The organism is Kineococcus gynurae, assembly GCF_042433995.1.
GTDB lineage: Bacteria > Actinomycetota > Actinomycetes > Actinomycetales > Kineococcaceae > Kineococcus > Kineococcus gynurae.
In genome coordinates, this window is record NZ_JBHLUI010000010.1 from 407880 (window position 1) to 431333 (window position 23454).

At 73.0% G+C, this 23454-nt stretch carries 21 protein-coding genes; 16 read left to right on the forward strand and 5 right to left on the reverse strand.

What is annotated here, in order from left to right; all coding sequences use genetic code 11:
- Window positions 1-108 precede the first annotated feature (108 nt).
- The 3 genes from glyA (at window position 109) to ACFFKU_RS15675 (ending at window position 3214) form a co-directional block, all read left to right on the forward strand.
- The gene (gene glyA / locus ACFFKU_RS15665) at window positions 109-1395 is read left to right on the forward strand and encodes a serine hydroxymethyltransferase (protein ID WP_380139390.1); all 1287 of its coding nucleotides are present in this window, start codon (window positions 109-111) and stop codon (window positions 1393-1395) included.
- The gene (locus tag ACFFKU_RS15670; RefSeq protein ID WP_380139309.1) at window positions 1392-2303 is read left to right on the forward strand and encodes a bifunctional methylenetetrahydrofolate dehydrogenase/methenyltetrahydrofolate cyclohydrolase; all 912 of its coding nucleotides are present in this window, start codon (window positions 1392-1394) and stop codon (window positions 2301-2303) included. The genes glyA and ACFFKU_RS15670 overlap by 4 nt, the downstream gene beginning before the upstream one ends.
- A gap of 86 nt (window positions 2304-2389) precedes the next feature.
- Window positions 2390-3214, forward strand: coding sequence for an exodeoxyribonuclease III (locus ACFFKU_RS15675; protein WP_380139311.1), 825 nt, complete (start codon window positions 2390-2392; stop codon window positions 3212-3214).
- Here ACFFKU_RS15675 and ACFFKU_RS15680 read toward each other — a convergent pair.
- Window positions 3202-4563 (reverse strand): dihydrolipoyl dehydrogenase family protein, encoded by a 1362-nt coding sequence (locus tag ACFFKU_RS15680; protein ID WP_380139313.1) that lies wholly within the window; start codon window positions 4561-4563, stop codon window positions 3202-3204. The genes ACFFKU_RS15675 and ACFFKU_RS15680 overlap by 13 nt on opposite strands.
- Before the next feature lie 82 nt (window positions 4564-4645).
- On the opposite strand from ACFFKU_RS15680, the gene ACFFKU_RS15685 reads away from it, so the two are divergent.
- From ACFFKU_RS15685 to ACFFKU_RS15700, 4 genes are read left to right on the forward strand one after another with little or no spacing between them, the layout of a single operon-like run.
- Window positions 4646-5581 (forward strand): ABC transporter ATP-binding protein, encoded by a 936-nt coding sequence (locus ACFFKU_RS15685; protein ID WP_380139314.1) that lies wholly within the window; start codon window positions 4646-4648, stop codon window positions 5579-5581.
- Window positions 5574-6488 (forward strand): ABC transporter permease, encoded by a 915-nt coding sequence (locus ACFFKU_RS15690; protein ID WP_380139316.1) that lies wholly within the window; start codon window positions 5574-5576, stop codon window positions 6486-6488. Before ACFFKU_RS15685 ends, ACFFKU_RS15690 begins: the two co-directional genes overlap by 8 nt.
- On the forward strand, window positions 6485-7429 hold the full coding sequence (locus ACFFKU_RS15695; RefSeq protein ID WP_380139318.1) for an ABC transporter ATP-binding protein: 945 nt from the start codon (window positions 6485-6487) through the stop codon (window positions 7427-7429). The genes ACFFKU_RS15690 and ACFFKU_RS15695 overlap by 4 nt, the downstream gene beginning before the upstream one ends.
- A complete protein-coding gene (locus tag ACFFKU_RS15700; RefSeq protein WP_380139319.1) occupies window positions 7426-8160 on the forward strand; it encodes an ABC-2 transporter permease in 735 nt (244 codons plus the stop codon). Before ACFFKU_RS15695 ends, ACFFKU_RS15700 begins: the two co-directional genes overlap by 4 nt.
- Before the next feature lie 21 nt (window positions 8161-8181).
- Here ACFFKU_RS15700 and ACFFKU_RS15705 read toward each other — a convergent pair whose 3' ends face one another.
- The 4 genes from ACFFKU_RS15705 to ACFFKU_RS15720 all read right to left on the reverse strand — a co-directional run bounded on the left by ACFFKU_RS15705 (window position 8182) and on the right by ACFFKU_RS15720 (window position 11631).
- Window positions 8182-8394, reverse strand: a complete 213-nt coding sequence (locus ACFFKU_RS15705; protein WP_380139321.1) for a hypothetical protein — start codon at window positions 8392-8394, stop codon at window positions 8182-8184.
- Between the two features lie 80 nt (window positions 8395-8474).
- Window positions 8475-9698, reverse strand: coding sequence for a galactokinase (locus ACFFKU_RS15710; protein WP_380139323.1), 1224 nt, complete (start codon window positions 9696-9698; stop codon window positions 8475-8477).
- A complete protein-coding gene (gene galT / locus ACFFKU_RS15715; RefSeq protein ID WP_380139391.1) occupies window positions 9695-10798 on the reverse strand; it encodes a galactose-1-phosphate uridylyltransferase in 1104 nt (367 codons plus the stop codon). The genes ACFFKU_RS15710 and galT overlap by 4 nt, the downstream gene beginning before the upstream one ends.
- A 47-nt stretch (window positions 10799-10845) precedes the next feature.
- Window positions 10846-11631, reverse strand: coding sequence for a DeoR/GlpR family DNA-binding transcription regulator (locus ACFFKU_RS15720; protein ID WP_380139324.1), 786 nt, complete (start codon window positions 11629-11631; stop codon window positions 10846-10848).
- 210 nt (window positions 11632-11841) lie between these two features.
- Here ACFFKU_RS15720 and ACFFKU_RS15725 point away from each other — a divergent pair, with 210 nt between their 5' ends.
- The 9 genes from ACFFKU_RS15725 (at window position 11842) to ACFFKU_RS15765 (ending at window position 23286) form a co-directional block, all read left to right on the forward strand.
- Window positions 11842-13179 carry an ABC transporter substrate-binding protein gene (locus ACFFKU_RS15725; RefSeq protein ID WP_380139326.1) on the forward strand — a complete coding sequence of 446 codons (1338 nt, stop codon included), beginning with the start codon at window positions 11842-11844 and terminating at the stop codon, window positions 13177-13179.
- Window positions 13180-13215: 36 nt separating this feature from the next.
- A complete protein-coding gene (locus ACFFKU_RS15730) occupies window positions 13216-14184 on the forward strand; it encodes a carbohydrate ABC transporter permease (protein WP_380139327.1) in 969 nt (322 codons plus the stop codon).
- Window positions 14181-15089 carry a carbohydrate ABC transporter permease gene (locus tag ACFFKU_RS15735; protein ID WP_380139329.1) on the forward strand — a complete coding sequence of 303 codons (909 nt, stop codon included), beginning with the start codon at window positions 14181-14183 and terminating at the stop codon, window positions 15087-15089. Before ACFFKU_RS15730 ends, ACFFKU_RS15735 begins: the two co-directional genes overlap by 4 nt.
- Window positions 15086-17233: an alpha-galactosidase gene (locus ACFFKU_RS15740; protein WP_380139331.1), complete on the forward strand. Its 2148-nt coding sequence runs from the start codon at window positions 15086-15088 to the stop codon at window positions 17231-17233. The genes ACFFKU_RS15735 and ACFFKU_RS15740 overlap by 4 nt, the downstream gene beginning before the upstream one ends.
- Window positions 17230-20190 (forward strand): glycoside hydrolase family 2 TIM barrel-domain containing protein, encoded by a 2961-nt coding sequence (locus ACFFKU_RS15745; protein WP_380139333.1) that lies wholly within the window; start codon window positions 17230-17232, stop codon window positions 20188-20190. Before ACFFKU_RS15740 ends, ACFFKU_RS15745 begins: the two co-directional genes overlap by 4 nt.
- 61 nt (window positions 20191-20251) lie before the next feature.
- On the forward strand, window positions 20252-21298 hold the full coding sequence (trpS, locus tag ACFFKU_RS15750) for a tryptophan--tRNA ligase (protein WP_380139334.1): 1047 nt from the start codon (window positions 20252-20254) through the stop codon (window positions 21296-21298).
- Window positions 21295-21879, forward strand: coding sequence for a 2'-5' RNA ligase family protein (locus ACFFKU_RS15755; protein WP_380139336.1), 585 nt, complete (start codon window positions 21295-21297; stop codon window positions 21877-21879). Before trpS ends, ACFFKU_RS15755 begins: the two co-directional genes overlap by 4 nt.
- A gap of 11 nt (window positions 21880-21890) precedes the next feature.
- Window positions 21891-23045 (forward strand): YihY/virulence factor BrkB family protein, encoded by a 1155-nt coding sequence (locus ACFFKU_RS15760; RefSeq protein WP_380139337.1) that lies wholly within the window; start codon window positions 21891-21893, stop codon window positions 23043-23045.
- A 7-nt stretch (window positions 23046-23052) separates the two neighbouring features.
- A complete protein-coding gene (locus tag ACFFKU_RS15765) occupies window positions 23053-23286 on the forward strand; it encodes an SCO4848 family membrane protein (protein ID WP_380139339.1) in 234 nt (77 codons plus the stop codon).
- Window positions 23287-23454 lie beyond the last annotated feature (168 nt).

The window sequence follows — 23454 nt, forward strand, 5'->3', positions numbered from 1 at the left end:
GGGGCCGACCACACGGGGTCGTCCGCCTGGGCCTCGCGCTTGTTTCCGCTGCCCAACGCTGTCCGAGGAGCGAACGTGACCGACGTCCTTTCCCACTCTGCGCCCGACGTGTCCGTGGACGCGTCCGGGGTCTCCGACCGCCCGCTGTCCGAGGTCGACCCCGAGATCGCCGCCGTGCTCGACGCCGAGCTCGGCCGTCAGCGCGACACGCTCGAGATGATCGCGAGCGAGAACTTCGCGCCGCGCGCGGTCATGCAGGCGCAGGGATCGGTCCTGACCAACAAGTACGCCGAGGGGTACCCGGGCAAGCGCTACTACGGCGGCTGCGAGCACGTCGACGTCGCCGAGGAGCTCGCCCGCACCCGCGTCAAGGCCCTCTTCGGCGCCCAGCACGCCAACGTCCAGCCGCACTCCGGGGCGACCGCCAACGCCGCCGCCATGCACGCCCTCATCCGTCAGGGCGACGGCATCCTCGGCCTCGAGCTGGCCCACGGCGGCCACCTCACCCACGGCATGAAGATCAACTTCTCCGGCCGCATGTACGAGGTCTCCGCCTACGGCGTGGACCCGCAGACCTTCCGGGTCGACATGGACGTCGTGCGGGCGACCGCCCTGTCCAGCCGTCCGAAGCTGATCATCGCCGGCTGGTCGGCCTACCCGCGCCAGCTCGACTTCGAGGCGTTCCGTTCCATCGCCGACGAGGTCGGGGCGCACCTCATGGTCGACATGGCCCACTTCGCGGGTCTCGTCGCCGCCGGGCTGCACCCCAACCCGGTCCCGCACGCCGACGTCGTCACCTCCACCGTCCACAAGACGCTGGCCGGTCCGCGCTCCGGGGTCATCCTGACCACCGACGAGCACGCCAAGAAGATCGACTCGGCCGTCTTCCCGGGTCAGCAGGGCGGGCCACTGATGCACGCCGTCGCCGCCAAGGCCGTGGCGTTCAAGATCGCCGGGTCCGAGGAGTTCCGCGAGCGCCAGACCCGCACGCTGGAGGGCGCGAAGATCATCGCCGAGCGCCTGACCGCCGCGGACGCCAAGGAGGCCGGGGTCTCCGTGCTCACCGGCGGCACCGACGTGCACCTGGTCCTGGTCGACCTGCGCGAGTCGCAGCTCGACGGCAAGCAGGCCGAGGACCGTCTGCACGAGGTCGGCATCACCGTGAACCGCAACGCGGTGCCCTTCGACCCGCGTCCCCCGATGGTCACCTCGGGCCTGCGGATCGGGACGCCGGCGCTGGCCACCCGCGGGTTCGGTGCGGCCGAGTTCACCGAGGTCGCCGACATCATCGCCCTGGCCCTCAAGCCGAGCTTCGACGCCGACGCCCTGCGGGCCCGCGTCGCCAAGCTCACCGAGCGCTTCCCGCTCTACCCCTCGGCCGGGGCCACCGCGTGAGCGCAGCCACCACCGGCACGAGCCGCGCGGTCGTCCTCGACGGCCGCGCGGCGGCCGCCGCGGTGAAGGCCGACCTGAAGGAGCGGGTCTCCGCCCTGCGCGAGCGGGGGGTCGTGCCCGGGCTGGGCACGGTCCTGGTCGGCGACGACCCAGGCTCGGCCTCCTACGTGGGGGGCAAGCACCGGGACTGCGCGGAGGTCGGCATCGCCTCGATCCGGGTGGAGCTCCCGGCGACGGCGACGCAGGCCGAGATCCTCGCCGAGATCGAACGGCTGAACGCCGACGACGCCTGCACCGGGTTCATCGTGCAGCTGCCGCTGCCCGCCGGGGTCGACACCAACGCGGTGCTCGAGGCCATCGACCCGGCCAAGGACGCCGACGGGTTGCACCCGACGAACCTCGGCCGGCTGGTGCTGCGGGTCAAGGAGCCGATCACCTCGCCGCTGCCGTGCACGCCGCGCGGAGTCATCGACCTGCTGCTGCGCCACGACGTCCCCCTCGACGGGGCCGACGTGGTCGTGGTCGGTCGCGGGGTCACGGTCGGCCGCCCGATCGGGCTGCTGATGACGCGGCGGTTCCCGAACGCGACCGTCACCCTGTGCCACACCGGCACCCGGGACCTGGCCGCCCACCTGCGGCGCGCCGACGTCATCGTCGCCGCCGCCGGGGTCCCCGGCATCGTGCGCGCCGAGGACGTCAAGCCCGGGGCGGCCGTGCTCGACGTCGGCGTCTCCCGCGTCGAGGACCCGGAGACGGGCAAGGCACGGTTGACCGGTGACGTGGCCCTCGACGTGGCCGACGTCGCCGGGTTCATGGCCCCCAACCCCGGCGGGGTCGGGCCGATGACGCGCGCGCTGCTGCTGACCAACGTCGTGGAGAGCGCCGAACGGGCCGTCGGCATCGGCTGAGCGGCACGGGATTCGCGGGAGGGGTGGGCGTGCGCGCCCACCCCTCTCGCGTTCCCGGGAACGGTCGTGACGTAGCCTCCGGGCTCGTGCCCGCCGCCCAGAAGACCCTGCTCGTCGCCACGGTCAACGTGAACGGGGTCCGCGCCGCCGTGCGCCGCGGGATGCACCCGTGGTTGGCCGAGCGCGAGCCGGACCTGCTGCTCATGCAGGAGGTCCGCGCCCCCGACGACGAACTCCGCAAGGCGGTCCCGGGTTTCGCCCACGTCGCGCACACGGAGGCCGAGGCCAAGGGCCGGGCCGGGGTCGCGATCGCCTCCACGGTCGGCTTCGCCGCGGTCCGGGTGGGTTTCCCGGGCGACGAGCATTTCGCCACCGCCGGACGGTGGGTCGAGGTCGACGTCGACACCGCCGTCGGACCGCTCACCGTCGTCAGCGCCTACGTGCACTCCGGGGAGATCGGGACCCCGCAGCAGGACGACAAGTACCGCTTCCTCGACGCCATGGACGCGCGGCTGGCCGAACTCGGTGCGCAGGCCCGCGACACCGGTCGGGAGGCGATCGTCGCGGGCGACCTCAACGTCGGCCACACCGAGAACGACATCAAGAACTGGAAGGGCAACCGCGGCAAGGCCGGGTTCCACGAGGACGAGCGCGCGCACTTCGACCACTGGTTCGAGCGGCTCGGCTGGGTCGACGTGCAACGTGCCGCGGCCGGGGACGTCCCAGGCCCCTACGCCTGGTGGTCCTGGCGCGGCAAGGCCTTCGACAACGACTCCGGCTGGCGGATCGACTACCAGCTCGTGACTCCCGTTCTGGCGCAACGGGTCACGGACGTCCGGACCGACCGGGCCCCCAGCTACGCCGAACGCTGGTCCGACCACGCCCCGGTCGTGGTGCGCTACCGGGCCTGATCGGCGGTCCGGCCGCGGAGTTCCTCCAGCGGCGGCAGGATCGCCTCCGACCACGTCGGGAACGCGCGCACGTGGTGGGTGAGCAGGTCCAGGTCCAGCCGGGCCCGGACGGCGAGGGAGAGTTCCGCGCCCCAGGCGTCGGCCTCCTCCCCGATCGCGGCGGCGCCGACCAGGACCCCGGCGTCGTCCACGAACAGTTCCACCCCACCGACGATCGTGCGCCCCTGCGAGGTCTCCAGCAGGGCCGCGCGTTCCACGTCGGCCAGGTCGAAGCGGGCGGAGCGGGTCCCCTCGCCGGAGGTGTCGCCGACGCAGAACACCGGCGGTGAGGTGTAGACGGCGCGGGGGACCCCGGAGTAGTCGGCGTCGCGCCCCCGGCCGAGGATCTCGCCGACCACGGTGCGGGCCTGGTGGTTCGCGGCGTGGGTGTAGGTCGCGATGCCGGTCACGTCGCCGACCGCGAACATCTCGGGGGCGACCTCGCCGTCCTCGGCCACGACCCGGCACCGCGCGTCGACCCGGACGGCGCCCTTCTCGCGCAACCAGCGGTCGTCGAGGCCGAGACCGTCGGTGGAGGGCACGCGACCGGTGGCGAGGAGGAAGCGGTCGGTGCCGAGGCGGGTGCCGTCGGCCAGGTGCAGTTCCCAGCCGTCCGCGGCGCGGGTCACCCGCTCGCTGGTGGTGCCCACGTGCACCTCGACCCCGTCGGCCCGCAGCGCCCCGGCCAGGGTCTCGCCGACCCAGGCCGGTTCGCCCGAGAGCAGGTGCTCGCCCCGCTGCACGAGGGTCACCCGCGACCCCAACCGCTGCAGCGCCTGCGCCGATTCCACCGCGACCGCACCCCCGCCGAGCACGAGCACCCGGCCGGGCAGCTCGTCGGCGGCCAGGGCCTCCTCCGAGGTCCAGGTGGGGGCCTCGTCCAGACCCGGGACGGGGGGAGCGACCGCGTGGCTGCCGGGCCCGAGCACGAGCAGGCCGGCCTCGACCGTCTCGGTCCCGCCGTCGGGGAACGTGACCTCGATCCGCCCCGGGGCGTCCGTCCCCGGCTCGGCGACGACCCGACCGCGCCCCCGGAGGATGCGGATCCCCAGGTCCCGCAGCGCCTGCGCGGCGGCGGCGTCGTCGCGGTGGGCGGCGGCGTCGTCGCGCACGGCCCGCGCGGCGACCCAGGACAGCCCGTGGTGGGCCGAGAGCAGGATGGACTTGGCCGGGACGCAGGCCAGGTAGGGGCAGTAGCCGCCGACCAGGCCGTCCTCGACGAGGACCACGGAGCGACCGGCCTCGGCCAGCTGCTGGGCGACCATCTTCCCGCCGGAGCCGGAACCGAGGACCACGTCGGGAGCGCTCACCGGCCGATCATCGACGAACCGCCGACCCCGGGCGAGTCGAACGGGCGACCCTGCCGCGGGTCGGGGCTGCTTGGCTGGGCGGGTGCCGACCCCCGCCCTGCAGTGCCAGGCCGTCCGACTCCGCTTCGGCGAGGTCCTCGCCCTCGACGACCTGACGCTCGACGTGACGGCTCCCGCGACGGGGCTGCTCGGGGCCAACGGCGCCGGCAAGTCCACGCTGCTGCGCTCGGCCCTCGGGCTGATCCGGCCCGACGCGGGTTCGGTCCGGGTCCTCGGGCACGACGTCACCGCCGAACGGTCCGAGGTCCGGCGCCGGGTCGGGTTCATGCCCGAGCACCCCTGCCTCCCCGTCGACATGTCGGCCCAGGACGTGTGCGTGCACCTGGCCCGGCTGCGTGGTCTCGGCCGGCGCGACGCCGTGCGGCGCACCAGCGAGGTGCTCTTCGCGGTCGGCCTGGAGGAGGAGCGCCGCCGCCCGCTCGGGACCTACTCCCTGGGCATGCAGCAGCGGACGAAACTCGCCCAGGCCCTCGTGCACGGTCCCGAGCTGGTCCTGCTCGACGAACCGACGTCCGGGCTGGACCCCGCGGGTCGGGAGGAGATGCTCGCGATCGTGCGGCGGTTGTCGCGCGACCTCGGGATCCGGGTCGTCGCGAGTTCGCACGTGCTCGACGACATCGAGCGGACGTGCGACGAGGTGGTCGTGCTGCGCGCCGGTCGGCTCGCGGCGCAACGTCCGGTCCGCTCCGAGCAGGGCGCGGCGGGACCGGTCGAGATCTCGGTGACGGGGGACGTGGCCGGTTTCGCCGCGGCCCTGCACCCGGTGGCCGAGGCCCACGGGGTCCGGCTCGCCCCCGGACCCACCGGGGACCTGGCGCTGTCCGCGTCGCCGGACGCGGTGCTCGACGCGGTGCGCGACCTGGCCGTCGCCCGCGGGGTCGGGATCACCCGGATCCGCAGCGCGGCCCGGGGTCTGGAGGACGTGGTGGTCGACGCGATGGGGGTGCACGGTGGCTGAGGCGACGGCGGGCGGCGGACCGGCGGGCGGGGGACCGGCGGACCGTCCGGGAGGTCCGGGATCGGCCGTCCTGCACGACATCCGCTACTCGCGCTACACGGGGGCGCTCCGACCCCGGCGCAGCGCCGTGGCCGCGCTGGTCGCGGCCGGGATCCGGCGCCCGCTCGGGTTGCGGCGCAGCGCCGGGGCCAAGGTGTGGCCCTTCCTGCTGCTGGCCGTCGCCTACCTGCCCGCGGTGGCCGTGGTCGCGGTGCCCCTGCTGGTGCCCCAGGTCCCGTTGCAACCGACCGAACTCATCGGGTACCCGCAGCTGCTCACGACGAACGCCGTGGTGCTGCTCGCCTTCGTCGCGACGTCGCTGCCCTCGATGCTGACCCGCGACCGCCGCGACCGGGTCCTGTCGCTGTACTTCTCGACGGCGGTGTCCTGGGTCGAGTACGTCGTCGCGACCGTGCTCGCGGCCCTGGTGCTGCTCGCGATCATCGTGCTCGGACCCATGCTCGTGCTCTTCTTCGGGTCGGTGGCCACGGCCGACGCCCCCGGGACGTGGTTCGCCGACACCGTCGGCGACCTGCCCCGGATCGTCGCCGCCGCGGCGGTCGTCGTGGTGTTCCACACCGCGCTGGGGCTGGCGATCGGCTCCCTCACCGCGAAACGGGTGTTCGCGGTCGGCGGGTACCTGGCCGTGGTCCTCGTCGGACCGGCCCTCACCGGGATCCTCTACGGGGTCCTCGGCGAGGAGTGGCCGCTGGCCCTCGACCCGTCGTCCGGCCCGATCCGGCTGGCCACCGCCATCGTCTCCGGCACCACCGGCCCGGGAAACCTGGCCTGGCTGGTGTGGGCGCTCGTCGTGCTCGGCGGCGGGGCCGTCCTGGCGGCGCGCTACGGCCGGGGGAGCGACGCATGAGCGGGAAGGACGCGGCCACGGTCGTGCTCGACGGTGTGAGCCGCTGGTTCGGGGACACCGTCGCCCTCTCCGACGTGAGCGTCGACCTCGGGCCCGGCGTCACCGGTCTGCTGGGCCACAACGGGGCGGGGAAGTCCACCGCCCTGGCCCTGCTGGCCGGGGCCCTGCGCCCGAGCCAGGGTCGGGTCCGGGTGCTCGGGCTCGACCCGCACGCCGACCGTCGCGTGCACCGCGGGCTGGGCGTCGTCGCCGACGGCGAGGGGACCTGGGGGCACGCCAGCGCGCGCACCCAGGTGGAGTTCCTGGCCCGGCAGCGGGGGGTGCGCGACCCCCGCGGGGCGACGGATGAGGCGTTGCGCCGGGTCGGGCTGACCGAGGCCGCCGACCGCAAGGTGGCCGGGTTCTCCAAGGGGATGCGGCAGCGGGTCAAGCTCGCCCAGGCCCTCGTCCACGACCCGCAGGTCCTGCTGCTCGACGAGCCGCTCAACGGCCTCGACCCGGCGCAGCGCAGGACCGACGTGGAACTGCTCGTAGCGCTCGGGGCGGAGGGCCGGACCGTGCTCGTCAGTTCGCACGTCCTGGCCGAGGTCGAGCGCATGGCCGAGCGGGTCCTTGTCGTGGTCAACGGGCGTCTCGTCGCCGAGGGGGAGCCCGCGGCGATCCGCGACCTGCTGGTCGACCGGCCCCGGACGGTGCGGTTGGAGGGGGTGCGGGTCGCCGAGCTCGCCGGTGCGCTGCTGTCCGCCGGGCTGGTCGACGCCGTGCAGCGGCACGACGGCGCGGTGGTGGTCGAGGCCCCCCGCGCGGTCTCGCTGGCCGAGGCCATCCCCGCCCTGGCCGCGCAGAACGGAACGACGCTGCGCCGGGTCGAACCGGTGGGCGAGGACCTGGAGAGCACCTTCGCGCACCTGGTGCGCGCGGCACGAGGAGTCGGACGATGAGCTCGACCGGTCTGTACGGGTTCGCCCTGCGCGGGGTCCTGCTGCGCGGACGCACCGCGGCCTTCGCGGCCCTGCCGCTGCTGGTCGCGGTGGCCGTCGTCGCCGTGATGGCCCTGACCAGCGTCGCCTCGCGCTACGGGACGGTGGCGCCGTTCACCGGGAACCTGCTGACCGGGCTGGTGGTCCCGATCGTCGCCCTGGTGCTCGGCATCGGGGTCTTCGGCGACGAGCGCGACTCGCGCACCCTGCCGTTGCTGCGCAGCCTCGTCCGACCGCGCTGGCAGGTGGTGGTCACCCGGTGGGCGGCCGCGTGGTCGGCCACCGTGCTGCTCTGCGTCCCCGCGGCGGTGGCCTGCGCGGTGCTCGGGGTGTCGGTGAACCTCGAGGCGACGCGGGTCGTCGCCGGGGTGGCGCTCGCGGTGCTGCTCACCGCGGCCGCCTACACCGCGGTCTTCGTCCTGCTCTCCCTGCTCACCCGGCGGGCGCTGCTCGCCGGGTTGGCCTACGTCGTGCTCTGGGAGACGTTCCTGGCCGGTCTCGCCCCCGCCCTGCGCGGACTCTCGATCGGTTCCTACGGGCGGCGGGTGGCCTCGCTGGCCGTCCCCCAGGACGTTCCCGTCGGGACGGTGGCGACGCTCGGGGTCGGCCCGGCCGCCGTCGTCCTGCTGGGGATCACCGCCGTCGCGCTGGTCCTCTCGGTCCTGCGCTGGCGCCGCCTCGACGTCGGCTGAGCGGGGCCGCCGGGCCGGGGATCAGGGCGTGAGCGCCGGATCGCCCAGGAGCAGGCGCCACCACGGCGTCGGAGCCTGCGCGAGCGGCGTCGGGTCGATGCCGTGGGCGCGCAGCCAGCGCGCGTCGGCCAGCCGGCGCCGACGCCACCGGAGGCCCCGCCAGAGCAGCAGGAACGTGACCTCCACGAGCAGGAACGCGCCCACCCCGACGGCGTAGGTCTCGAGCCCGGTCATGCGCGCACGCTAGGCGCGCACCCCGCCGTCGCGGCGACCCCGACGGGGCCCGGTCGTGAACGCTGGGGGAACGCCCGGGATCAGCGGTCGCGGCCGGCCCCCGCCGCCGGGACCGCGGCCAGGAACTGCGGGGCCCGCAGGCCGGCGTCGGCGAACGCGGTGCCGACCCGGGCCGCGACGGCCGCCGAGGTCCCGGCCGACAGCAGCGCGATGGCCGAACCACCGAAACCACCGCCGGTCATCCGGGCGCCCAGCGCGCCGGCCGCGCGGGCGGTGTCGACGGCCAGGTCGAGTTCGGTGCAGGTGACCTGGTAGTCGTGGCGCAGCGACTCGTGCGACCCGTCGAGCAGGGCCCCGAGCTGGTCGGCGACCGTTCGCAGGTCGTTGCCGCGCAACAGGTCGGCGGCCCGGGACACCCGGTCGATCTCGGTGACGACGTGGCGCAGCCGCTGCTGCAGGACGGCCCCGCCGGGTTCTGTGCCGACCCGGTCCAGGGCCCGGTCGAGATCGGCCGGGTCGACCTCGCGCAGCGTGGGCACCCCGAGCAGGCGCGCGCACTCCTCGACGGCGGCGCGGCGCTCGCCGTATTCGCCCCCGCTGTGCGAGTGCTCGGCCCGGGTGTCGATCACGAGGATCTCCAGCCCCGCCCCGGCCAGGTCGAGGGGGATCTGGTGGGCCGACCCGTCGCGGCAGTCCAGCAGGATGCCGGCGCCCTCGCGGCAGCGCAGCGAGGCGGACTGGTCGAGGCCGCCCGTGTTCGCCCCCGCGACGACGTTCTCCGCCTGCACGCAGGCCCCGGCGAGCATGGCCCGACCGGCGTCGTCCAGGGGCAGGCCGGTGAGGTCGGCCAGGGCGACGCCGACCGAGCAGCTCAGCGCGGCCGAGGAGGACAGCCCCGACCCGAGCGGGACGTGGCCGTCGACGACGGCGTCGAACCCGCGCCCGACGCCCAGCGCCCAGGCGACGCCGGCGGCGTAGGCGACCCAGCCCGCCGGACGGTTCGGACCGACGTCGGCCAACCGACCGTCGAAGACGTCGTCGGACTGCCGGGAGCGCAACCGGATCCGGTCGTCCTGACGCAGGGTCAGCGCGACCGAGGTCCGGTGCGGTAGCGCGAAGGGCAGGCAGAGGCCCCCGGTGTAGTCGACGTGCTCGCCGATCAGGTTGACCCGGCCCGGGGCCGACCAGACCCCCTGCGGGGCCTCGCCGTAGGCGTTCTCGAACTCGGCGGTCAGCTCGGCCGCGACCACGTCGCGGTCGGGGGCGGCGAGCAGTTCGACGGTGTTCTCGGGGGTGGTGCTCACGGGGCGACCTCCCGCAGTCGCTCGGCGACCCGCTCGGGGGTCGTGTCGTTGATCCAGGCCGCCATGCCCGACTCCGAGCCGGCGAGGTACTTCAGCTTCCCGGGGCCGCGCAGCACCGAGAACAGTTGCAGGTGCAGCCGGAACTCCTCCCCGGCGGTCCCGGCCGGGGCCTGGTGCCACCCGCTGATGTAGGGCAGGGGGTGGGGGTCGGGGTAGTAGCGGTCCAGGCGCCCGAGCAGGTCGAGGTACATCGGGACGAGGTCGGCCTTCTCGACCTCGCTCAACCCGGTCAGGTCGCGGACGTCGTCGCGCAGCGGCGCCAGGTGCAGCTCCACGGGCCAGCGGGCCGCGGCGGGGACGTAGGCCACCCAGTGCTCCGACGTGGTGACCACCCGGGTCCCCGCCCGACGTTCGGCCGCGACGACGTCGCGGAACAGGTTGCGGCCCGTGGCCTCACGGTGCTCGACGGCGCGGCGCAGCATCTGCGCGCTCTTCGGGGTGACGTAGGGGTAGGCGTAGATCTGACCGTGCGGGTGGGGCAGGGTGACGCCGATCTCGGTCCCGCGGTTCTCGAAGCAGAACACCTGCTCCACCCCGTCGAGGGCCAGGAGTTCCCGGGTCCGGTCGACCCAGGCCTCCACCACGGTCCGGGCCCGGCGCGGGTCGAGGCCGCCGAAGGAACCGCTCGGTTCGGAGGAGAAGCAGATGACCTCGCAGCGGCCGGTCGCCGGCCGGACCGGGAACAACTCCTCGCCGTCGACGAGGGAGTGCTCCCCGCCCACCCGCGGGGAGAAGGACGGGAACCGGTTCTCGAACACGACGACGTCGTAGGAGTCGTCGGGGATCTCGGTGGGGAACTTCCCGGGCCGCGTGGGGGCCAGCGGGTCCTCGTCGGGCGGGGGCATGAGGGTGCGGTCGTTGCGGTGGGAGGCCATCGCGATCCAGTCACCGGTCAACGGGTCGAACCGCAGCTGCGAACCACCCCGGACCACGTCGTCGGCGTGGGGGAGCGGCCGGTGGTCGACGGCGTCGCGGGGGCGTTCGCCCGACAGCCAGGGTTCGGTGTCGTCGAAGTAGAGCAGTTCCCGGCCGTCGGCCATCCGCGTGCTGGTGCGGCGGAAGCGGTGGGCGGCGGGATCGGGCTCGGTCACAGGGTCTCCTCGGAGGGGGCGTAGAGGACCTCGCCGGCGTACTCGGCGAGGACCTGCCGGGCGACGGGGTCGAGGCCGGAGTCGGTCACCAGGACGTCGATCTCGTCCAGGGTGGCGATGGTGGCCAGGCCGACGACGCCCCACTTGGTGGAGTCGGCGACCACCACGACGCTCTCGGCGGCGGTGATGAGGGCCCGGTCGGTGTCGCCCTCGACCAGGTTGGGGGTGGTCAGGCCGGCGCGCAGGGAGATGCCGTGGACGCCGAGGAAGAGGTGGTCGACGTGCAGCGACTCCAGGCTCCGGACGGCGACGGGCCCGACCAGGGCGTCGGAGGGGGTGCGGATCCCGCCCGAGAGCACGACGGTGCGGTCGCGCCGGCTCGGGTCGTAGAGGATCTCGGCGACCGGGGGGGAGTTGGTGACCACGGTCAGGTCGGCGACGTCGACCAGCGCCCGGGCCACCTCGACGGTGGTGGTCCCGGCCGAGATCGCCACCGCCGCACCGGGTTGCACGAGCGAAGCAGCGAGCCGACCGATGGCCTGCTTCTCCGTGCGCTGCATCGAGGACTTGGCCGCGAAGCCCGGCTCCTCGCTGCTGCGGCGTTGGGAGCTGGTGGCCCCGCCGTGCACCCGGTCGACCAGGCCCTGCCGCGACAGCTCGGCGATGTCGCGGCGCACGGTCATGTCCGAGACACCCAGGTGCTCGACCAGGTCGGAGACGCGGACGCTCCCCTCGGCCCGCACGCGGTCGAGGATGACTTCTTGACGGCGTCGGGCCAGCACGGTCATCACTCCCTCGTGGACAGGGCCGGAGCGGTGTCCGACGCGTCGAGCATGGGGCCGCAGACCCAGCAAGTCAACAGAACCGAACACCGTCACCGTTCCGTGATGTTCGAGTCTGATGTTTTGTCTTGACATCGCCGCGCTGATCGCTCCATGGTGGTCACCGCCTGGTCGATGTTGTTCGACCCGCACGTTGACGAAGGAGTCGAGATGCACCGTCCTGCCACCGAGGCCGAGTACCTGGCCCAGATGGTCCCCGCTTCCGCCGGCCGTTCCGGCTTCAGCCGCCGCTCCCTGCTGGCCGGCTCCGTCATCGCCGGTGGCCTGCCCCTGCTGGCCGCCTGCGGCGGCGGCGACTCCGGTGGTGGCTCGGGCGACTCGTCCCAGCCGGTCACCCTCGGGTCGAACTACTCCGACGAGACGCCGGCCAAGGTCATGGACGCCTGGGTCGCCGACGTCAAGACCAAGAACAACCTCACCGTCGACGTCAACAAGGTCGACCACACCACGTTCCAGAACAACATCAACAACTACCTGCAGGGCAGCCCGGACGACGTCTTCTCGTGGTTCGCCGGCTACCGCATGCAGTTCTTCGCCGACCAGGGGCTGGCGGGCGACATCTCCGACGTCTGGGAGAAGATCGGTTCCGGCTACACCGACGCCTTCAAGAAGGCCTCCACCGCGGCCGACGGCAAGCAGTACTTCGTCCCGGTCGCCTACGGCCCCTGGGCGGTCTTCTACCGCAAGTCGGTGTTCGAGGAGAAGGGCTACCAGCCCCCGACCACCTTCGACGAGATGACCGCGCTGCTGCAGAAGATGCAGGCCGACGGCCTGGTCCCGCTGGCCTTCGCGGACAAGGAGGGCTGGCCGGCCATGGGCACCTTCGACCAGCTCAACATGCGCCTCAACGGCTACGACTTCCACACCTCCCTCATGGCGGGCGAGGAGTCCTGGACCGACCAGAAGGTCAAGAACGTCTTCGACGCGTGGAAGGCGTGGCTGCCCTACCACCAGGCCGACTCCCTCGGGCGCACCTGGCAGGAGGGCGCCGCGGGCGTCAACAACAAGACCGCCGGGATGATGGTCATGGGTGCCTTCATCTCCCAGCAGATCGACGAGGCCGACATCGAGGACCTCGACTTCTTCAACTTCCCCGAGGCCGACCCGGCCATCGGCGCCGACGCGGTCGAGGCCCCCATCGACGGCTTCATGATGTCGAAGCGGCCCCGCAACGAGGAGGGCGCCAAGACCCTGCTCGAGTACTTCGGTTCCGCCGCCGCCGGTGACGTCGACACCAAGATCGACCCGGGCCAGATCGCCGCGAACACCCAGTCCTCCACCGACGGGTACAGCACCCTGCAGAAGAAGTGCGCGCAGTACGTCAGCGAGGCCAAGTCCATCTCGCAGTTCATGGACCGCGACACCCGTCCGGACTTCGCCTCCACCGTCATGATCCCGGCCATCCAGACGTTCATCGGCAACCCGAACGACATCGACGGCCTCTGCAACTCCATCGAGCAGCAGAAGAAGAGCATCTTCAACTCCTGACCCCCACCGGTCCCGCCCCGAAAGGAGGAATCCGACGTGTCGCTGACCCAGCCGCCCCTGGTGCCTGCTTCGCGAGCGCAGCCGTCGCCCGCGCACGGCGCGCACGCGGGTACGCCCCGCAACCGCAAGGTCCGCCGACTCTCGGGGCGGGACCGTGTCACGGTCGCCCTGTTCGTCGCCATCCCCACCCTGGTCGTCGTCGGCCTCATCTGGTTGCCCGCGATCGCCTCGGTGCTGCTGTCCTTCACCAACTGGAACGGCGTCGGCTCGCTGTCCGACATCAAGATCATCGGGCTGCAGAACTACACCGACGTCTTCACGATCTACCCGCCGTTCAAGCCGGCGCTGGAGAACAACGTCCTCTGGCTGGCGGTCACCTTCCTGCTGGCCACCCCGCTGGGCATGTTCTTCGCGGTGCTCATCGACAAGGAGCTGAAGGGCTCGCGGTTCTACCAGACCGCGATCTACCTCCCCGTCGTCCTGAGCCTCGCCCTCATCGGCTTCATCTGGCAGCTGCAGTACTCCCGGGACCAGGGGTTCATCAACGGGGTCCTGGGCACCCAGATCGACTTCTTCGGTGACCAGGACTGGAACATCTGGGCCGCCCTGGTCGCCTCCAGCTGGCGGCACGTCGGCTACGTCATGCTCCTGTACTTGGCCGGCCTCAAGGGGGTGGACGCCTCGCTGAAGGAGGCCGCCCAGATGGACGGCGCCAACCAGGTGCAGACGTTCTTCCGGGTCGTCTTCCCGGTGATGCGCCCCATCAACATCATCGTCCTGGTCATCACCGTCATCGAGTCGCTGCGCGCCTTCGACCTCGTCTGGATCATCAACCGCGGGACCAACGGTCTGGAACTGCTCTCGGCGCTGGTGACGCAGAACATCGTCGGGGAGGCCAGCCGCATCGGTTTCGGCTCCGCGCTGGCGACGATCATGCTGCTCATCTCGCTGGTCTTCATCTCCATCTACCTGTGGGTCGTCATGCGGGAGGACAACCAACGATGAGCACCGTCACCCCGACCCGACCCGGGACGACGAACGTCGACGCCCGCCGTCAGCCCGTGAGCGCGGGCCGGATCGTCCTCTACGTGTTCCTGATCGGCTCCTCGATCCTCTGGCTCTTCCCGCTGGTCTGGGCGCTGTTCAACTCGTTCCGCGACTACAGCTACACCCAGGCCAACGGGTACCTGTCCTTCGGCGGGTTCACCCTCGACAACTACGTCAGCGCCTGGCAGCAGGGCGACTTCGGCCGGCACTTCCTCAACTCGGCCATCATCACCGTCCCTTCGGTGATCTTCGCGCTGTTGCTGGCCAGCATGGTCGCGTTCGTCACCGCCCGGTTCAGCTTCAAGTTCAACCTGGTGCTGCTCGGCGTCTTCACCGCCGCGAACCTGCTGCCGCCGCAGGCCCTGCTCATCCCGTTGTTCAACTTCTTCAAGGCGATCGAGCTGCCCTACTCGATCAGCTACTCCGGCAGCCTGCTGGACAACTACTGGTCGCTCATCATCGTCAACACCGCCTTCCAGACCGGCTTCTGCTCCTTCGTGCTCTCCAACTACATGAAGACGCTGCCGTTCGAGCTGTACGAGGCGGCCCAGGTCGACGGCCTGTCCGTCTTCCGGCAGTGGTGGCAGATCACCCTGCCGCTGTGCCGGCCCGCGCTGGCCGCCCTGGCGGTGCTGGAGATCACCTGGATCTACAACGAGTTCTTCTGGGCCACGGTCCTGCTGCAGTCCGGGGACAAGTTCCCGATCACCAGCTCGCTGAACAACCTCAAGGGTCAGTTCTTCACCGACTACAACCTGCTCTCGGCCGGGTCGATCCTGGTCGCGCTGCCGGTCCTCATCGTCTTCTTCGCCCTGCAGAAGCAGTTCGTGTCGGGGCTGACGCTAGGAGCCACCAAGGGATGAGCCCCCACCTGCACCTCCGTTCCGCCGGAACCTCCCTCGTCCTCGACGTCAGCGGCCCGGCCCTGCCGCGGGTGCTGCACTGGGGGAGCGACCTGGGCGAGCTCGGCGAGACCGAGCTCGCCACCCTGGTCGCAGCGTCGGTCCCCGCCACCACGCACAGCGCCTTCGACGTCCCGCCCGCCCTGCCCCTGCTGGCCGGCGAGCGGGACGGGTGGTCGGGGACGCCGGGCGTCGAGGGCCACCGGACCGGGGCGCACCCGTTCCCGGACTGGGAGCTCACCGGGGCCGGGGTCGTCGCCACCGAGGGCGGGGTCACGGTCGAGGCCCACGACGCCACCGCCGAGCTGGCGCTCCGCCTGCGCCTCACCCTCGACGCCCGGGGCGTCGTCGTCGTCGCGACCGAGCTGCGCAACACCGGGTCGAGCCCCTACGAGGTCACCGCGGTCGTCCCGACGCTGCCGGTGCCCGCCGCGGCCGAGGAGATCCTCGACCTCACCGGTCGCTGGTGCCGCGAGCGGTCCCCGCAGCGCAGCGCGTTCCAGCACGGCACCCACCTGCGCACCTCCCGTCGTGGGCGCAGCGGCCCGGACATGACCCTGCTGCTCGCAGCCGGGACCCCCGGGTTCGGTTTCCGCAGCGGCGAGGTCTGGGCGACGCACGTCGCCTGGAGCGGCAACTCCTCGACGCTCGCCGAGAAGCTGCCCGAACGGGCGGGTGCGGCGGCGGGGATCCTCGGCGGCGGGGAGCACCTGCTGCCCGGCGAGCTGGTGCTGGCCCCGGGGGAGACCTACACCGCCCCCGACGTGTGGTTCGTGCACAGCGAGGCCGGCCTCGACGGGATCACCCACCGGGTGCACCGCACGCTGCGGGCCCGCCCGCACCACGTCGCGCCCGCGCGCCCCCTGGTCCTGAACACCTGGGAGGCCGTGTACTTCGACCACGACCTCGCCACCCTCTCCCGGTTGGCCGACGTGGCCGCCTCGATCGGGGTCGAGCGTTTCGTCCTCGACGACGGGTGGTTCGGCGGCCGGCGCGACGACACGAAGGGCCTCGGCGACTGGTACGTCTCCGACGCCGTGTGGCCCGGTGGTCTGCGCCCGCTGTCCGACCACGTGCACGCGGCCGGCATGCAGTTCGGCCTGTGGGTCGAACCGGAGATGGTCAACCCGGACTCCGACCTGGTCCGTGCGCACCCCGACTGGGTCCTGACCCCGGGGGCGCCGCTCTGGCGGCACCAGCAGGTCATCAACCTGGCCAACCCCGACGCGTTCGCCCACCTGCTCGACCGCCTCGACGCGATCGTCAAGGAGAACGCGGTCGACTACCTGAAGTGGGACCACAACCGCGACCTGCACGTCGCCGAGAACCCCCGCGCCGGACTGCCGCACGCCGGGGTCCACGCCCAGACCGTCGGCATCTACGCGCTGCTCGACGCCCTGCGGGAACGCAACCCCGGTCTGGAGATCGAGAGCTGCGCCAGCGGGGGTTCCCGCGTCGACCTGGGGATCCTGGAGCACACCGACCGGGTGTGGGCCTCGGACTGCAACGACGCCCACGAACGGCAGGCGATCCAGCGCTGGACGACGGCGCTGGTCCCGCCGGAGCTGGTCGGCACCCACGTCGGTCCGCCGGTCGCGCACACGACCCACCGCACCGCCTCGCTCGCCTTCCGGTGCGCGACCGCGTTGTTCGGGCACGCGGGGATCGAGTGGGACATCACCACCTGCTCCCCCGAGGAGCTGGCGGTGCTCACCCGCTGGACCGCGCTCTACCGCGAGCAGCGCGACCTGCTGCACTCCGGTGACGTCGTCCGCGCCGACCTGCCCGACGCCGGGGCCCTGCTCCACGGGGTCGTCTCGGCCGAGCAGGACAAGGGGTTCTTCGCCTTCGTCCGGCTGCTGACCGCGCCCGAGACCCACCCCGGCCGGGTCCGGCTGCCCGGTCTCGACCCGGCCCGCCGCTACCGCGTGCGGGTCCGCGCCGACCTCGGCGCCGCCCAGGCCCTGCAGATCGCCCCGCCGCCGTGGATCGCCGACGGCGACGAGGGCGTGGTCCTGCCCGGTTCCGTGCTCTCCGGTGTCGGCCTGCCGATGCCGAACCTCGCCCCCGACTCCGCCCTGCTCCTCGAGGTGTCCTCCGCATGACCGAGACCCCGTCCACCGCCCGGCCCGTCGATCGGTGGTTCGAGGAGTTCTTCCCCGTCCGCCAGGCCCTCCCCGCCCGGGCGTGGGTGTCCCGGGCGTCCACCGACGCCCCCGAGCTCGACCTCGACGGGCCGTGGCGATTCCAGCTGCACGGGCGGGCCGACGCCCCGGAGGCGCTGGCCGACCCCGACCTCGACGACGGCTCCTGGGCCGAGATCGCGGTCCCCGGGCACTGGCAGCTGCAGGGTCACGGGTCCCCGGCCTACACGAACGTGGTGTATCCCTTCCCGGTGGACCCGCCCTTCGTGCCCGAGGAGAACCCGACCGGGGACCACCGGCGCCGCTTCGTGCTGCCCGAGGGCTTCCTGACCGCGGACGCCCGGGCTGTGCTGCGCTTCGAGGGCGTGGACTCCGCGTTCCGGGTGTGGGTCGACGGCACCGAGGTCGGTCGTTCCGTCGGCTCCCGGTTGCCGGTCGAGTTCGACGTCACCGACGCGCTGCGCGACAACGCCTCCGGCGAGCACGTCGTGGCCGTCCGGGTGCACCAGTGGTCCTCGGCGAGCTACCTCGAGGACCAGGACATGTGGTGGATGTCGGGGATCTTCCGGTCCGTCCGGCTGCTCGCCCGCCCGGTCGGCGGGGTCGAGGACGTCTTCGTCCACGCCGGCTGGGTCGGGGGCACCGGCTCGCTGCAGGTGGACGTGGAGTCCACCGCCCCGGCCCGCGTGCGCGTCCCCGAGCTCGGGGTGGACGTCGCCGCGGGGGAGCGGGTCGAGGTCGCGGCCGAACCGTGGTCGGCGGAGACCCCGCGGCTCTACGACGCGGTCGTCGCGACCGACGCCGAGGAGGTGCGGCTGCGCATCGGGTTCCGCACGGTCGACATCACCGACGGCGTGTTCCGGGTCAACGGGCGTCCGGTCAAGCTGCGCGGGGTCAATCGGCACGAGGTGAACCCCGACCGGGGCCGCTCCGTCACCGAGGCCGACATGCTGACCGACGTGCTGCTCATGAAGCGGCACAACGTGAACGCCGTCCGCACCAGCCACTACCCGCCGCACCCGCGGTTCCTCGACCTGTGCGACGAGTACGGGCTCTGGGTCGTCGACGAGTGCGACCTGGAGACCCACGGCTTCTTCGAGGTCGGCTGGCGCAACAACCCCTCCGACGACCCGCGCTGGCGCGCGGCCTACCTCGACCGCATGCGCCGCACCGTCGAGCGGGACAAGAACCACCCCTCGATCGTGCTGTGGTCGCTCGGCAACGAGTCCGACACCGGGCAGAACCTCGCCGCGATGACGGAGTGGATCCGCGGTCGGGACGACTCGCGCAAGATCCACTACGAGCACGACTGGAACTGCCCCTACGTCGACGTGTACTCGCGGATGTACGCCGACCACGCCGAGACCGCGCAGATCGCCACCCGGACCGAGGAGCCCCTGGCCGACGCTGAGCTCGACGCCGCGCGGCGGGCGATGCCGTTCGTGCAGTGCGAGTACGCGCACGCCATGGGCAACGGGCCCGGGGGTCTGGTCGAGTACCAGGACCTCTTCGAGAGTTCCGATCGCATGATGGGCGGGTTCGTCTGGGAGTGGATCGACCACGGTCTGCGCCAGCGCGACGAGCTGGGGCGGCAGCGGTTCGCCTACGGCGGTGACTTCGGCGAGGTCCTGCACGACGGGGCCTTCGTCGCCGACGGTCTGGTCCTGCCCGACCGCACCCCCTCCCCGGGACTGCTGGACTACGCGGCGGTCGTCGCGCAGGTCCGGTTCACGGTCGAGGAGACCCCGGCCGGCGACCGGCTGCGGCTGACCAACCACTACGACCAGATCGGTCTCGACCACGTCCGGTTCCGCTGGTCGGTCACCGACGACGGCCTCTCCGTCGCCGCCGGGTTGCTGCCCACCCCCGATCTGCCCGCGCGGGCCTCGGTGCTCCTCGACGTCCCCGACGAGGTCGCCGCGCTCGCACCGTCACCGGCCGAGCGATGGCTGACGGTCACGGCGGAACTGGCCGAGGACGCCGCCTGGGCCCCGGCCGGTCACCGGTTGTCGACGGGGCAGCTGCTGCTCACCCCCGCGGTCCCGCGCGAGACGCAGGCCACCCCGATCGCCCCCGTGCGCCGGGGGGCCGACGTCCTGCTGGGCCCGGCCCGTTTCGACGCGCGCACCGGTGAGCTGCGGGCGATCGGGGACCTGCCGGTCGGGGCCGTCCGGGCCGACCTGTGGCGGGCCCCCACCGACAACGACGAGGGCATGCACGGCGACCCGGTCGCGAAACTCTGGCGGGAGAACGGTCTGCACCGGTTGCGGCACCGCACCGCGGCGGTCGCCCTGCTCGACGACGCGGTCGTGGTCAGCGGCCGGACGGCCGCCGCAGGCACCGACACCGGGTTCATCACCTCGGCCCGGTGGAGCGCATCCCGCGGTGCGGACGGCGTGGAGGAGCTGCGCCTCGACCTCGACGTCGTGCCGGACGGCCCGGCGCTGCCGGCCCCGCTGCCCCGCCTCGGGGTCCGCCTGGAGCTCCCGCGTTCGCTGCGGTCGCTGCGCTGGTTCGGCCGGGGCCCGGGCGAGGCCTACGCCGACACCGGGGCCGCGACCGTCGTCGGCCGCTTCGAGCGCACGATCGAGGAGCTGCAGACGCCCTACGTCCGTCCGCAGGAGAACGGCCGGCGGGCCGACGTCCGCTGGGCGGAACTCACCGGGTCGGGGGCCGGGCTGCGGATCGAGGGGGAGCCGACCATCGCCGTCACCGTGCGGCGGTGGAGCACCGAGGAGCTCGACGCGGCCGCCCACGACGTCGAGCTCACCGACTCCGGCACCGTCCACCTGCACCTGGACGTGGCCCAGCACGGCATCGGGACGGGGTCCTGCGGTCCGGGGGCCCTGCCCCAGCACCGCCTGGAGGCCGCACCGGCCACGGTCAGCGTCCGGTTCCGCGCCCTGCCGCAGGGGTGAGGCGCGGGTCGGGGCGCGGCCCGGGACGGGGCGGTCGCGCCCGGCTGGCAGGATGACGGGTGTGAGTGTCCCCACGTCCACGCCCACCGCAGCGACGTCGGCCCCGGCCCGACCCCGGTTGCTGTCCGGGATGCAACCGACCTCGGGGTCGCTGCACCTCGGCAACTACCTGGGCGCGCTCACCCAGTGGGTGTCGTTGCAGGAGACGCACGACGCGCTCTACTGCGTCGTCGACCTCCACGCGCTGACGGTGTCCCCGGACCCGGCCGCGCTGCGCGAGCGCAGCCGGGCGACGGCCGCGCAGTACCTGGCCGCCGGGGTGGACCCGTCCCGCTCGGCCCTGTTCCTGCAGAGCCACGTCCCGGCCCACGTCGAGCTGGCCTGGGTCCTGAGCTGCATCACCGGCTACGGCGAGGCCGGGCGGATGACGCAGTTCAAGGACAAGTCGGCCAAGCAGGGGGCCGAGGGGACCACCGTCGGGTTGTTCACCTACCCCGTCCTGATGGCCGCCGACATCCTGCTCTACGACGCCGCCGAGGTCCCGGTCGGCGAGGACCAGCGCCAGCACCTGGAGCTGACCCGCAACCTGGCCCAGCGCTTCAACGCCCGGTTCGGCCCGACCTTCGTCGTGCCCGAGGCCTACATCCCGAAGGAGACCGCCAAGGTCTTCGACCTGCAGGACCCGACGGCCAAGATGAGCAAGACGTCGTCCTCGCCCAAGGGCATCGTCGACGTCATGGACGAGTCGTCGGTGACGGCCAAGAAGATCCGCTCGGCCGTCACCGACACCGACGGCGTCGTGCGGTTCGACCGTGCGGAGAAGCCCGGCGTGTCCAACCTGCTGGCCATCCACTCCGCCCTGTCGGGCACCGCGATCGCCGACCTCGAGTCCGCGTTCGCGGGGCGCGGCTACGGCGACCTCAAGAAGGAGGTCGCCGAGGTGGTCACCGGGGTGCTCGGTCCGGTCCGGGAGCGGACCCGGGAGCTGCTGGCCGACCCGGACTCCCTCGACGAGATCCTGGCCGAGGGGGCCCGTCGGGCCAACGCGATCGCGGGCGAGACCCTGGCCAAGGTCTACGACAAGATCGGCCTGGTGAGACCGAGGTGACGTCCGCGGGCCCGGTCGACGACGACGGGGACACCGGGGACTCCGGGGACACCGGGGAGGCCGACGATCCGCTCGTCGGCGTCATCATCGAGATCCCCCAGCCCTACGCCATCGAGCTGACCGCGTGGCGGGCGGAGTTCGGCGACCCCCTCGCCCGGTCGGTCCCGCCGCACATCACCCTGCTGCCGCCCACGCGGCTGGCCCGGGACGGCTTCGACCCCTTGGTGGCCCACCTGCGGACCGTCGCCGCGGCCCGTGAGCCCTTCGAGGTGCTGCTCCGGGGCACCGCCACGTTCCGACCCGTCTCCCCGGTCGTCTTCGTGCAACTGGCCCACGGCATCTCCGAGTGCGAGATGTTGCAGGCCGCGGTCCGCTCGGGTCCGGTGAGCCGGGACCTCGACTTCCCCTACCACCCGCACGTGACGGTCGCCCACGACGTCGCCGCGTCGGCGCTGGACCGGGCCGAGACGGCGTTGCGCGACTGGGAGGGACGCTTCACCGTGGGAGGTTTCAGCCTGCACGAGCACGGCGCCGACGGGGTGTGGCGCCTGCACGAGCGGTTCGCGTTCCGCACCGGCTGAATCGGGGAGCCATGAGCACGGGGGAATCGACCGGGGAACGCGCGGGCGAGGTCGTCGCCGCGGTGAAGCGCTCGCACGTGCTGCGGGCCTGGACCCGGTACAGCACCAACCGCGGCAACGCCCTCGCCGGCGGGATCGCCTACTTCGCCTTCTTCTCGGTGTTCCCCGCCCTCGTCGTGGGGTTGACCGTCTTCGGGTTCGTGCTGGCGGACAACGACGCCGTGCGCTCCAGCCTGATCGCCGGGATGAACGACTACCTGCCCGGCCTGGTCCGCGACGGCACGTCCCCGGCGACCGATCCCGAACCCGGGATCTACGTCGGCGACTACCTCGGCGGTCGGGCCCTCACCATCGGTCTCATCGTCGGTCTGGTCACCGGCCTCTACACCGGCCTGAACTGGATCGACGCGCTGCGCCAGGGGATCCGGGCCATCTTCGGCGAGGACGCGGGCGGGGCCGGGTTCGTCGCGGCCAAGGCCCGCGACCTGGTCGTCCTCGTCGTCATCGGGGGCGGGGTCGTCCTCTCGGTGCTCTCCGTCACGGTGACGGGTGGCGCCGGGGGATGGCTGCTGGGCCTGGTCGGGGTGGAGGACACCGCGGTCGGGGCGTTCCTCGTCGCGGTCGCCGGTTTCGCCGTCGCGCTGGTCATCGACTCCCTCACCTTCCTCGTCGTGTTCCGGGTGATGCCGGGCGCCGACGTCCCGCTGCGGAACCTGCGCAACGGGGCGATCCTCGGCGGGCTCGGCATCGGGATCCTCAAGCAGTTCGGGACCCAGATCGCCTCGCGCAGCGCGCAGGGCAACGCGCTGGGGGCGGCCGCGGCCGGGGTGGTGGTGCTGCTGGTCCTCATGTACCTCATCGCCCGGGTCGTGCTGCTGGCCGCGGCCTGGGCGGCCACCGCCGCCGAGGACGACGGCCTGCTGCCCCCGCACGGGCCCGCCCTGCCGCCCGGCGGGGTGGTCCCGGCGGCCCAGCGCGAGGCCGGGCCCACGACCGCGGTGCCGACGGTCCCGCCCGGCCGTCCGGACCACCCCGCTCGACCGGCGCGGGCCACCGACCGGGTCAGCGTCGCCGCGGGCGTCGTGGTCGGTGCCGTGGGGACGGGGGCCGTGCTCGCGCTGCGCCGGGGGGCCCGGCACCTGACGACGACATGGCGTCGGAGATGATGTCGGCATGGTCCTCAGCCGCCGGAGCAGCATCTTCCTGACCCTCTTCGGCGTCTGGTCCTGGTTCATCTGGCCGAACTTCCTGCGCAACATCTGGGCCGACGAGAGGTCCTGGGCGGACGGCCCCACCGCGTTCTTCCTGGTGCACCTCGTCCTCGTGGTGGTGTCGCTGGTCCTCGGGACGGCGATCGCCGTCCTCGGGGTCCGGGGCCTGGTTGCGTCGCGCCGCCGGGCACGATGAACTGACGCTCCGCGTGCCGACACCGAGGTCGACGCCGAGAGGGAAGGGCAGCCCATGAGCTCCACCACCGAAGCCCCCGCAACCTCCACGTCCGGGAGCGGCTCCCACGGGAACCGGGCCGTGGCCTACCTGGGGCCGGGCAAGGTCGAGGTCCAGACGATCGAGTAC